Origin of the sequence: Breoghania sp. JC706 (genome assembly GCF_037026715.1) — a bacterium.
Lineage (GTDB): Bacteria > Pseudomonadota > Alphaproteobacteria > Rhizobiales > Stappiaceae > Breoghania.
Window position 1 is genome coordinate 225,726 of record NZ_JBANCG010000003.1, and the last position, 12,269, is coordinate 237,994.

7 protein-coding genes are annotated in these 12,269 nt (G+C 65.0%); all 7 read left to right on the plus strand.

The genetic code is table 11. The features are described 5' to 3' along the window. Positions 1 to 305 precede the first annotated feature (305 nt). The 7 genes from V2L18_RS06940 (at position 306) to V2L18_RS06970 (ending at position 12,021) form a co-directional block, all read left to right on the plus strand. On the plus strand, positions 306 to 3,782 hold the full coding sequence (locus V2L18_RS06940) for an indolepyruvate ferredoxin oxidoreductase family protein (RefSeq protein WP_336177715.1): 3,477 nt from the start codon (positions 306 to 308) through the stop codon (positions 3,780 to 3,782). A 533-nt stretch (positions 3,783 to 4,315) separates the two neighbouring features. Continuing rightward, positions 4,316 to 6,364 (plus strand): AMP-binding protein, encoded by a 2,049-nt coding sequence (locus tag V2L18_RS06945; RefSeq protein ID WP_336177263.1) that lies wholly within the window; start codon positions 4,316 to 4,318, stop codon positions 6,362 to 6,364. After that, a complete protein-coding gene (locus tag V2L18_RS06950) occupies positions 6,361 to 7,176 on the plus strand; it encodes an ABC transporter ATP-binding protein (RefSeq protein WP_336177265.1) in 816 nt (271 codons plus the stop codon). The genes V2L18_RS06945 and V2L18_RS06950 overlap by 4 nt, the downstream gene beginning before the upstream one ends. A gap of 282 nt (positions 7,177 to 7,458) precedes the next feature. After that, positions 7,459 to 8,412, plus strand: coding sequence for a branched-chain amino acid ABC transporter permease (locus V2L18_RS06955; RefSeq protein ID WP_336177266.1), 954 nt, complete (start codon positions 7,459 to 7,461; stop codon positions 8,410 to 8,412). A 3-nt stretch (positions 8,413 to 8,415) separates the two neighbouring features. Beyond that, positions 8,416 to 9,495, plus strand: coding sequence for a branched-chain amino acid ABC transporter permease (locus V2L18_RS06960; RefSeq protein ID WP_336177267.1), 1,080 nt, complete (start codon positions 8,416 to 8,418; stop codon positions 9,493 to 9,495). A 103-nt stretch (positions 9,496 to 9,598) separates the two neighbouring features. Next, on the plus strand, positions 9,599 to 10,921 hold the full coding sequence (locus tag V2L18_RS06965; protein WP_336177268.1) for an ABC transporter substrate-binding protein: 1,323 nt from the start codon (positions 9,599 to 9,601) through the stop codon (positions 10,919 to 10,921). 233 nt (positions 10,922 to 11,154) lie between these two features. After that, a complete protein-coding gene (locus V2L18_RS06970; RefSeq protein WP_336177269.1) occupies positions 11,155 to 12,021 on the plus strand; it encodes an ABC transporter ATP-binding protein in 867 nt (288 codons plus the stop codon). Positions 12,022 to 12,269: the final 248 nt, after the last annotated feature.

Below are 12,269 nucleotides of genomic sequence, written 5' to 3' on the forward strand. Positions count from 1 at the left end.
CGCTATCAGAAAACGCACCGTCCATCATTTGGTTCGATTGGCGCACACGCGGCCACAATTCCCGATAAACCGTTTGACGCGCCGCCGTTTCCTCGGCCAAGTTATCGACACCTACGGACGGACGGCCATTCCCCATGGCCCGGCCCGCCCCGCGGGAGCGAATGTGGCAATCTCCTTGTCCTTGCGGCAAGGAACGACCCTGACGGCGCTGCCTGTCCCCGAAGTCGCGGCCTTGACCGGCGACCTTGACTGGCGACACGGCGCACACGCCCCGCGACATGCTCGAAATCGAAATGGGAGACGACATGAGCCTGAAGCCGGTGCGCCTCGACGACAAGTACGATCTCGGTGTCGACCGGGTCTTCGTTTCGGGAACCCAGGCGCTCGTCCGGCTCACGCTGATGCAAAAGGCGCTGGACGAGGCGGCGGGGCTTGTGACCGGCGGCTACATCACCGGCTATCGCGGCTCGCCGCTCGGCGGGCTCGACCAGCAGTTCGCCCGCGCGAAGAAGGTTCTGGCGCCGCGCGACATCCATTTCCAGCCCGCCATCAACGAGGATCTGGCCGCCACCGCACTTTGGGGCACGCAGCAGGTCGCCATGCGCGGGGAGGGTCGCGTTCAGGGCGTCTTCGGCATCTGGTACGGCAAGGGGCCGGGGGTGGACCGCTCCGGCGATGCCTTCCGCCATGCCAATCTCGCGGGTACCAGCCCGCACGGCGGCGTGCTGGCGCTGATGGGCGACGATCACACCTGCGAAAGCTCCACCACCGCGCACCAGTCGGAATACGCCTTCGTCGATGCGATGATCCCGATCCTCAATCCCGCCGGCGTGCAGGAGATGCTGGATTTCGGCCTGCACGGCTTTGCGCTGTCGCGTTTCGCCGGCGTGTGGGCCGGCATGAAATGCGTCAAGGACAACGTGGAATCGACCGCCTCCATCGATGCCTCGCTCGCCCGCTTCGCACCGCACCTGCCCGGTTTCGCGTTTCCCCAGGGCGGACCGCATATCCGGGTTTCCGATCCGCCGCTTGCCCAGGAAGAACGCCTGCACGAGGTGAAGCTGCCGGCAGCGCTTGCCTATCTGGCCGTAAACGGGCTCGACCGGATTGTCCATTCCGGCGGCCGCAGCCCCCGCATCGGCATCGTCTCCACGGGAAAGAGCTGGCTCGACGTTCTCCAGGCGCTCGACAGTCTCGGCCTCGACGAGGTCAAATGCGCCGATTTCGGCGTCCGGCTCTACAAGGTCGGCTGCTCCTGGCCGCTGGAGCCGCAAGGCATTCGCCGCTTTGCGGACGGGCTTGAGGAAATCGTCGTCGTTGAGGAAAAGCGCGGCCTGATCGAGAGCCAGATGCGCGAGATCCTCTATGGCCGCGCCCATGCGCCCGTCATCGTGGGAAAACGCGACGAGGCCGGCGACTGGCTCTTCCCCGCCAAGGCCGCGCTCGATGCCAACGACATCGCCGTCGCGCTCGGCGAACGGATCTCGAAATTCGCGCCGAACGAGGCGCTTGTCGGCCGCTCGCGCCGGCTGGCCGAGGCCCAGGCCGCGCTGAAACGCACCGAGGACGTCGCCGTCCGCACGCCCTATTTCTGCGCCGGTTGTCCGCACAATTCCTCCACCCACGTGCCGGAGGGTTCGCGCGCCTATGCCGGCATCGGCTGCCATTTCATGGCGCAATGGATGGACCGCAACACCGAAGGCTACACCCAGATGGGCGGCGAGGGCGTCAACTGGGTGGGCGAGGCGCCGTTTTCCACGCGCGGCCACGTCTTCCAGAACCTCGGCGACGGCACCTACAACCATTCCGGCTATCTGGCGATCCGCGCGGCGGCGGCGGCGAAGGTCAACGTCACCTACAAGATCCTCTACAACGACGCGGTCGCCATGACCGGCGGCCAGCCGCACGATGGCGGGCTGACCGTGCCGCAGATCGCGGCGCAGGTGGCAGCGGAAGGGGCGAGGCGCATCGCCATCGTCACCGACGAGCCCGGCAAATATCCCCCCTCCACCGGCTGGCCGATGGGCACCACGATCCATCACCGCGACGAGCTTCTGGACGTCGAGCGCGAGCTTTCGGATGTCGAGGGCCTGTCGCTGCTGATCTACGACCAGACATGTGCCGCCGAAAAGCGCCGCCGCCGCAAGCGCGGCACCTTTCCCGATCCCGACCGCCGCGTCGTCATCAACGAGCTCGTCTGCGAGGGCTGCGGCGATTGCGGGGTGAAGTCGAACTGCGTCGCCATCCAGCCGCTTGAAACCGAATTCGGCCGCAAGCGGCAGATCGACCAGTCGAGCTGCAACAAGGACTTTTCGTGCCTGAAGGGCTTCTGCCCGAGCTTCGTCACCGTGGAAGGGGCGGAGCTGCGCAAGAAGCCAGTGGGGCAGGAAGAGACGGGCGGGCCGGACGTTTCCGCGCTCAAGGCGCCGGACCTGCCGGAGCTTGACGGGGCCTATGGCATCCTCCTGACCGGCGTCGGCGGCACGGGTGTCGTCACGGTCGGTGCGGTGCTCGGCATGGCCGCGCATCTGGAAGGCAAGGGCATCGGCATCATCGACATGGCCGGCCTTGCGCAAAAGGGCGGGGCGGTGACAAGCCACATCCGCATCGCACCCGGTCCCGACGACATCCACTCCATCCGCGTCGGCGCCGGTGCGGCCGATCTCGTCATCGGCTGCGACATGGTGGTGGCGGGCTCGGCGAAGGTGCTGTCGGCGGCCGATCCGGCGCGTTCCACCATCGTCGTCAACACCCAGCTCACCTATCCCGGCGCGTTTACCCACGATGCCGATTTCACGCTGCCTTCGCGCCGCCTCGTGCAGGCGATCGGCGAGCGGGCCCGGCCGGGCCGCTCCGGTTTCGTGGACGCGACGCGGATTGCCACCGCGCTGATGGGCGATGCGATTGCCGCCAACATGTTCATGCTGGGCTATGCCTTCCAGATGGGGGCGGTGCCGCTTTCGGGCGAGGCCATCGAAGAGGCGATCGCGATGAACGGCGTGGCGGTCGCCATGAACCGCGACGCCTTCCGCTGGGGCCGGCTTGCGGCGGATGATCTTGCAAGCGTCGAGGCGCTCACCGCGCGTCCCGCCGAGGCTCGGGGGCATCGCCGGCTTTCGGAAAGCCTGGAGGAGATGATCAAGCGGCGCACGCGCTTCCTGGTCGACTATCAAGATGCGGCCTATGCGCAAGGCTTCGCCGACCGTTTGGCGAAGCTGCGGCAGGCGGAGGCGCGTGTTGCGCCCGGCTCCACCGCGCTTGCCGAGACGGTTGCGCGCAACCTCTTCAAGGTGATGGCGATCAAGGACGAATACGAGGTCGCGCGGCTCTATACCGACGGCAGTTTCCAGCGCCAGATGGAGGCGCAATTCTCGAACTGGAAGAAGCTCCGCTTCCATCTCGCTCCGCCGATTTTCGGCGGCGAGGACGCGAAGACCGGCGAGGCGGCAAAGCACACCTACGGGCCGTGGATGATGCCGGTGCTGCGCGTGCTGGCGAAGCTTCGCCGCATCCGCGGCACCATGGTCGATCCGTTCGCGCGGCTTGCCGACCGCAGGCAGGAACGCGCGCTTCGCGACGACTACATGATGGTGATCGACGAGATCACCGGCGCGCTGGAGCCGGCCAACCATGGTGCCGCCATCGCGCTTGCCGCCTGGCCCGACACCATCCGCGGCTACGGCCACATTCGCCGCGAGGCGATCGAGGCGGCCCGGCCAAGGCGTGAGGCTCTGGTGCAGGCATTCCGGGCGAACGAGCCGGTGAGGGTGGCGGCGGAGTAGGGAAGGGACGGGAAACGGAGCGGCTTTGCCGCGCTTGTTGCGCTGGGTTCCGGATCGGCGCTCGGTTTCGCCTCGCTTGTCCGGAATGAGGAGCTTGGGGTTGGCTTGAAACCCGCCACACACGCCCTCATTCCGGGCGGTATGCAGCGAAGCTGCATGGCCAGACCCGGAATCCAGCGCGACAAGCGCGGCGAAGCCGCTTCAGCTTCCTTTTCCTTCTTTCCCCCGCGTGCCTCCGCCTCGCGCGGCCCCCGCGCTTTCCTCCCGCATTCGTATATCCGCACTATCGCCAGTATAGATAAAAGGTCAGTCATGCTTACCAAAGCACAGCGTGGTGCTGTGCCGCATCATAATGCCGCGTTGCAGCAATATACGCGATCATGCCCAAAGGGGATGCATTCGCCTTAATTAACATCTATCTCCGTAAGAAGGGGTTGATATTCCGGATCATCTCCGATCTTATTCCCTCACAAACAAGACAAATAACCCGCACATAAAAATCACCTTCCGCGGGGAACAATGTGAGGAAACGCATGACGGAAGCGGTTACGGCCGCGGCCGGGCGGACGGGTGTTCCGAAAAACGGGGGTTCGGAACCGCTCGCGCCCGGCGCTACCGTTTCGGGGGACGACACGTTCCCGAAACTTCTGCTGCGCAATGCGCGGCTTCGCGGGCGGCGTCCGGCCGTTCGCCGGAAGGATCTCGGCATCTGGCAGACCTGGACGTGGGAGGACGTGCGCGACGAGGTGCGCGACTTCGCCATCGGGTTGTCGGGGCTGGGCTTCAAGCCCGGAGACAAGCTCGCCATCGTCGGCTCCAACCGGCCCCGGCTCTACTGGGCCATGGTCGCGGCGCAGTCGCTGGGCGGGGTGCCGGTGCCGGTCTATTCCGACAGCGTCGCCGACGAAATGGCCTTCGTGCTGGAGCACGCCGAGGTCCGCTTCGCCATGGTCGAGGACCAGGAGCAGGTCGACAAGCTGCTCTCCATCGCCGACCGGCTGCCGAAGCTGGAGGAGATCGTCTACGACGAGACCCGGGGCCTGCGCGACTACGATCATTCCCACCTGCATTCGTTCGAGACAGTCGCTGCCGCCGGGCGCGACCAGCGGTTTGCCAATGCAAACGCGGAAGGCGACTGGATGGCCCGGCTGGCTGAGGGCAAGGGATCCGATCTCGCCATCATCCTCTACACCTCCGGCACGACCGGCCGGCCGAAGGGGGTGATGCTCTCCTACGACAACGTCATCGTGTCGTCGGAAAACGCCAATGCCTTCGACCGGCTGGATGAGCACGAGGAAACGCTCGCCTACCTGCCGATGGCGTGGATCGGCGACTACATCTTCTCCATCGCCCAGTCCTACACGGCCGGCTATTGCGTGAACTGTCCCGAAAGCCCGGAAACGGTGCTCGATGACCGGCGCGAGATCGGGCCGACCTACTTCTTCGCTCCGCCGCGCGTCTTCGAGGGCCTGCTGACGCTGATCATGGTCAGGATGGAGGACGCGGGCCGCGTCAAGAAGAAGATGTTCGATTTCTTCATGGAGGTCGCGCGGCGCTCCGGCGAGAAGATCCTGAACGGTGAGGCGGCTTCGCTCACGGACCGGCTGCTCTACCGGCTCGGCGAGATCCTGGTCTACGGGCCGATGAAGAACCGCATGGGCTTTTCGCGCCTCAAGGTCGGCTACACGGCCGGCGAGGCGATCGGGCCGGAGATCTTCCGCTTCTACCGTTCGCTCGGCGTGAACCTGAAGCAGCTCTACGGGCAGACCGAGGCGAGCGTCTACATCGCCATGCAGCCGGACGGCGAGATCTACGGCGACACCGTCGGCAAGCCGGCGCCCGACGTGGAGATCAAGATCGCCGACAACGGCGAGATCCTCTACCGCAGCCCCGGCACCTTCCTTGGCTACTTCAAGGACGACAAGGCCACCGCCGAGACCAAGACGGCGGACGGCTGGGTCAGGGCGGGCGATGCCGGCTTCTTCGCAGACAATGGTCACATCAAGATCATCGACCGCGCCAAGGATGTGGGACGCCTGTCGGACGGCGCGCTGTTTGCGCCGAAATATCTGGAGAACAAGCTGAAGTTCTTCCCCAACATCAAGGAAGTGGTGGCCTTCGGCGACGGCCGCGAGATGGCCTGCGCCTTCATCAACATCGACCTGACGGCGGTGGGCTCCTGGGCGGAGCGCAACAACGTCAACTATGCGAGCTACCAGGAGCTTGCCGCCCACCCGCACGTCTACGAGATGATCGAGGCGAACGTCGACCAGGTGAACCGGGATCTCGCCGGCGAGCCACTGATGGCGGGCGCCCAGATCCACCGCTTCCTGATCCTGCACAAGGAGCTTGATGCCGACGACGGCGAGCTGACCCGCACCCAGAAGGTGCGACGCTCCTTCATCGCGGAGCGCTACGCGCCGCTGATCGAGGCGCTTTACGATGGCACGGCGCGCAAGCACGTGGTGACCGAGGTCACCTTCGAGGACGGGCGCAAGGGCAAGATCGAGGCGGACGTGGAGATCCGCGACATGACGATCTACCCCGCCCGCGGCGAAGGCGTCAGGGAGGCGGCGGAATGAATGTTCATGTGACCCCTCAAGGGGCCGCGCCGGACCGCGTGCGCGACGAGGTGCTCCTGAAGATCGACAACGTCTCGCTCTATTTCGGCGGCGTGAAGGCGATCACCAACATCTCGTTCGATATCCTCAAGGGCGAGATCCGCGCGATCATCGGGCCGAACGGCGCGGGCAAGACGTCGATGCTCAACGTCATCAACGGCTTCTATCACCCGCAGGTCGGCACCATCACCTGGCGCGGCGAGGTCCGGCGCAAGATGAAGCCGTTCGAGGCGGCAAGCCAGGGCATCGCCCGCACCTTCCAGAACGTGGCGCTGTTCAAGGGCATGACCACGCTCGACAACATCATGTCGGGCCGCACGCTCGCCATGCGCCGGAACTTCTTCTGGCAGCTCATCCGCCATGGGCCCGCGCTTGAGGAAGAAATCGCCCACCGCCGCCGGGTGGAGGAGATCATCGATTTCCTGGAGATCGAGCACATCCGGAAAGTCCCCGTCGGCCGTCTGCCCTATGGGCTTCAAAAGCGGGTGGAGCTTGGCCGGGCGCTCGCCATGGAGCCGGAGCTGCTGCTGCTCGACGAACCGATGGCCGGCATGAATCTCGAAGAAAAAGAGGACATGAGCCGCTTCATCGTCGACGTGAACGAACAGTTCGGCACGACGATCGCGCTCATCGAGCACGACATGGGCGTGGTCATGGATCTCTCCGACCGCGTCGTGGTGCTCGACTACGGCAAGAAGATCGCCGACGGCCCGCCGGACGAGGTGAAGTCCAACCAGGACGTCATCGACGCCTATCTGGGCGTGGCGCATTGAAGGGCGGGGAGATGCACGACATCGTTCTGCCGATTGCTCAAGGTGCGGGCGACTTGCTCCTCTCTCCCCCCTTGTGGGGGAGATGCCCCGTAGGGGCAGAGGGGGGTGAGCGGCAGGCTCGGCATTTGCCGCTCGCCCCCCTCTGTCGCGCGGAGCGCGACATCTCCCCCGCCAGGGGGGAGAGGGGCGCCCTTGGCAGGCGCTCGCGCACTCGCCGGCCGGCCCAGATCCATCCCGCCGTCCTCGCCAATACATCCGCCCGTGCCAAAGGGACCGCCCCCTATGCTCTATGACATCTTCATCGATCCCTTCGCGCAGATGGCGGCCCAGCCGGACTTCTTCCTGCAGGTCTTATGGGAAGGCTTCGTCGCCGGCATCCTCTATGCGCTGATCGCGCTCGGCTTCGTGCTCATCTTCAAGGCCTCGGGCGTCTTCAATTTCGCGCAAGGCATCATGGTCGTGTTCGCGGCGCTCACCCTCGTCGGCCTGCACGAGAACGGCGTGCCCGCCTATCTGGCGCTGATCCTCGCCATCGCCGTCATGGGACTGCTCGCCTACACGGTGGAGCGGGTCGTCATGCGGCCGCTCGTCAACCAGCCGGAAATCATCCTGCTGATGGCGACCATCGGCATGACCTATTTCCTCGTCGGCTTCGGCGAGTTCGTCTTCGGCGGCGAGCCGAAATCGATGATCACCGAGGAACTGGGCCTGCCCACCGGCTCCACCGCCTTCCAGATCGGCGAGAACGGCCTCCTGATCCTCCAGCACATCGACATCGCCGCCGCCGTGATCGCGATTCTGATGGTCGCCGCACTTGGCATCTTCTTCAACAAGACCCGCATCGGCCGGGCGCTGAGAGCGGTCGCCGACGACCACCAGGCAGCGCTGTCGGTCGGCATCTCGCTCAACCAGATCTGGGCGATCGTGTGGTTCGCCGCCGGCATCGTGGCGCTTGCAACCGGCATCATGTGGGGCGCGCGATCGGATGTGTCCTTCGCGCTGGAGATCATCGCCTTCAAGGCGCTCCCCGTTCTCATCCTCGGCGGCTTCACCTCCATCCCCGGCGCCATCGTCGGCGGGCTCGTCATCGGCTTCGGCGAGAAGATCGGCGAGATCTACTGGGGTCCGCTGGTGGGCGGCGGCATCGAGAGCTGGCTCGCCTACATCATCGCGCTCATTTTCCTGCTGTTCCGCCCGCAGGGCATGTTCGGCGAACGCATCATCGAGAGGGTGTAGGCCATGCTCTACCGCGAAGCCGGCCAGTTCAAGACGTCCTACGAGGCCGATCAGGCGATCTTCCCGCTCCGGGAAGATCGCATCGGCATCGCCATCATCGCCGCGCTGGCCTTCGTCGTCGTGCCGCTGCTGGCGACCGACTTCTTCCTCACCTCCATCATGACGCCGTTCCTGATCTTCGCGCTGGCCGCCATCGGGCTCAACGTGCTGACGGGCTATGCCGGGCAATTGTCGCTCGGCACCGGCGCCTTCATGGGGGTGGGCGCCTATTCCGCCTACAAGCTCACCTCGATCTTTCCCGATGCCAACATCATCGTGGTGCTGCTCGCCTCCGGCCTCTTTTCCGCCGGCATCGGCATCGCTTTCGGCCTGCCTTCCTTGCGCATCAAGGGGCTCTATCTGGCGGTCACCACGCTTGCCGCCCAGTTCTTTCTGGAATGGTGCTTCATCCGCATTCCGTGGCTCTACAATTACAACGCGTCGGGCGCGATCGAGATCTCGCAGCGCGAAATGGCCGGCCTCGTCGTCACCGGGCCTGCGGCCGCGCCGCTGACGCAGTATTTCATCGTGCTCTGCGTCACCGTCGGGCTCACCTGGTTCGTCTCCAATCTCATCCGCGGGCGCATCGGCCGGCAGTGGATGATGATCCGCGACATGGACATCGCCGCCGAACTGATCGGCGTGCGCCCGCTCACCGCCAAGCTCTCGGCCTTTGCCGTCTCGTCCTATCTGTGCGGGGTTGCGGGCGCGATGATGGTGTTCTTCTGGCTGGGCGCGGCCGAGCCCTCGGCCTTCGCCATCTCGCTGTCCTTCCAGGTGCTGTTCATGACGATCCTGGGCGGGCTCGGTAGCCTGATCGGCTCCTACATGGGGGCGGCGTTCATCTGGATCCTGCCGGTGGCCTTGCGCATCGTTCTGCCCTCGCTGGGCTTCGACGTGGCGGCGGAGACGGTGGAACACCTGACCTTCATGATCGTCGGCGCGCTGATCATCTTCTTTCTCATCGCCGAGCCGCACGGCCTCGCCCGGCTGTGGCAGCTCACCAAGGAAAAGCTCAAGGTCTGGCCATTTCCCTATGGTTGAGGGCTGGCCTTTCGCGTGACATCGAACCCGGGCGCGGAGCCGGCCCGGGCGTCTGGCTGACAGGCTTCATTTCCGGAGCGATCCGGAGCAGAGGGAGGAAACAATGAAGACCACATTACTGGCCACGGGTCTTGCCGCCGCGGTCGTTGCCGGCAGCTTCGCCGTCGCCCCGGCGCAGGCCGAAGACAGCATCTACGTTCCGCTCTTCACCTACCGCACCGGCCCCTATGCCGGGTCCGGCATCCCGATCGCCAATGGCATGGAAGACTATTTCGCCATGCTGAACGAGCGCGACGGCGGCATCAACGGGGTGAAGATCGAGTACGACGAGTGCGAGACGGGCTACAACACGCAGAAGGGCGTGGAGTGCTACGAGACGGTGAAGGCCAAGAACCCGGTGGTGCTCACGCCGTACTCCACCGGCATCACGCTGCAGGTGATCCCGAAGGCGTCCGTTGATCGCATTCCGGTTCTCTCCATGGCCTACGGCCTGTCGGCCGCCGCCATCGGCAAGACCTTCCCGTGGATCTTCAACGCCCCCGACACCTACTGGGACGGCGCGTCGGCCATCATCAAGGACATCGCGCGGCGCGAGGGCGGTCTCGACAAGCTGAAGGGCAAGAAGATCGGCTACATCTTCCTCGATGCCGGCTACGGCCGCGAGCCGATCCCGCTTCTTGAGGATCTTGCCAAGCAGTACGGTTTCGAGATGACCCAGTACCCGGTCGCCGGCAAGGAGATGCAGAACCAGTCCTCGCAATGGCTGAACGTGCGCCGCGACCGGCCGGACTACATGATCATGTGGGGCTGGGGCGCGATGAACCCGACGGCTGTCAAGGAAGCGACCAAGATCCGCTATCCCATGGACAAGTTCTACGGCGTGTGGTGGGCCGGCGGCAACGATGACGCGGCAGCCGGCGGCATGGCCGCCAAAGGGTATCGCACGCTCAATTTCAACGGCGTGGGCAAGGACTTCCCGGTCATCCAGGACATCAAGAAATATGTCGTCGATGCCGGCAAGAGCCAGGTGGAGCCGGCGAAGTTCGCCGACAATCTCTACAACCGCGGCGTCTACAACGCGATGCTGATCGCCGAGGGCATCCGCTCCGCTCAAGAATATTCCGGCAAGAAGGTCGTCACGGCGGAAGACGTGCGCAACGGGCTTGAGGTTCTGAACCTCGACGAGAAGCGCATCGAGGAAATGGGCATGAAGGACTTCATGGCCCCGCTCAAGATGAGCTGCGAGGACCACAACGGCCACGGCCCGCTCTACATCGTGGAATGGGACGGCAAGGACTGGCAGAAGTCGGGCGAGTGGTTCGCGCCAATGACCGACGTCGTCCAGCCGCTGCTGGAGGCGGCCGCCAAGGAATACGTCGAAGCCAACGCCCCCTGGCCGGAGCGCGACGTTCCCTGCGCCAAGTAGGGCGTTTGTAGCCGAATGGTAACCGGGATCGCGGTGTTGGCACTGCCGTCCCGGTTTTCACGGGCTGTCATCCCCGCGGAGGCGGGGATCCAGTACCCACAGGATCAGGCGACGAGGTCTCTAGCAGGAGCCTCTGGAATGCTGGATCCCCGCCTTCGCGGGGATGACAGCATCACCCCAGATGGCCGTTTTCGCCCCCACTGCATGTCACGAGCCGATAGGACCGACGCAAGATGACCAGCCAGACGACAGAGACGCTCCGCGATGCCCAGGCAGGCGCTTCGGCCGGCACTTTGCCCGAAACCATCCTCGCGCTCAACAACATCGAGGTGATCTACGACCGGGTCATCCTCGTTCTGAAGGGCGTGTCGCTCACCGTGCCGAAGGGCGGCATCGTGGCGCTGCTGGGGGCGAACGGGGCCGGCAAGACGACCACGCTGAAGGCAATCTCCAATCTCCTTCGCGCCGAGCGCGGCGATGTCACCAAGGGCAACATCCGCTTTCACGGGCAGGAGGTGCAGGCGCTTTCGCCCAACGAGCTGGTGAAGCGCGGCTGCATTCAGGTGATGGAGGGCCGGCACTGCTTCGGCCATCTCACCATCGAGGAGAACCTGCTGACCGGCGCCTATACCCGAAAGGACGGGGCCGGCGCCATCCGCGCCGATCTCGACATGGTCTATTCGTACTTTCCGCGTCTGAAGGAACGGCGCGGGTCACAGGCGGGCTACACCTCGGGCGGCGAGCAGCAGATGTGTGCCATCGGCCGCGCGATGATGTCGCGCCCCGACATGATCCTGCTGGACGAGCCCTCCATGGGGCTGGCGCCGCAGCTTGTGGAAGAGATCTTCGAGATCGTCCGGCATCTGAATCAGGAACAGGGCGTGTCATTCCTACTGGCTGAACAGAACACCAACGTGGCGCTGAAATACGCCACCTACGGCTACATTCTGGAAGCCGGCCGCATCGTGCTCGACGGTGCGGCCTCCGCACTTCGCGAAAACGAGGACGTGAAGGAATTCTACCTCGGCGTCGGCGGCGAGGGACGGCGCTCGTTCAAGGCGGTCAAGCACTACAAGCGGCGCAAGCGCTGGCTGGCGTGAGGGAGGCGAAGGGAAACGGAGCGGCTTCGCCGCACACGGTCGCTGGATCCCGGGTCTGGCCATGCGGCTTTCGCCGCAGACCGCCCGGGATGAGGGCGCTTGTGGCAGGCTTGAAGCCCCCACATACGCCCTCATCCCGGACAAGCGAGGCAAAGCCGAGCGCCGATCCGGGATCCAGAAATCAGTGCGGCGAAGCCGCGCAATTCCTCTTCCTTCCCCGACATGCTCCTGCAACGCCGCATCCCGTA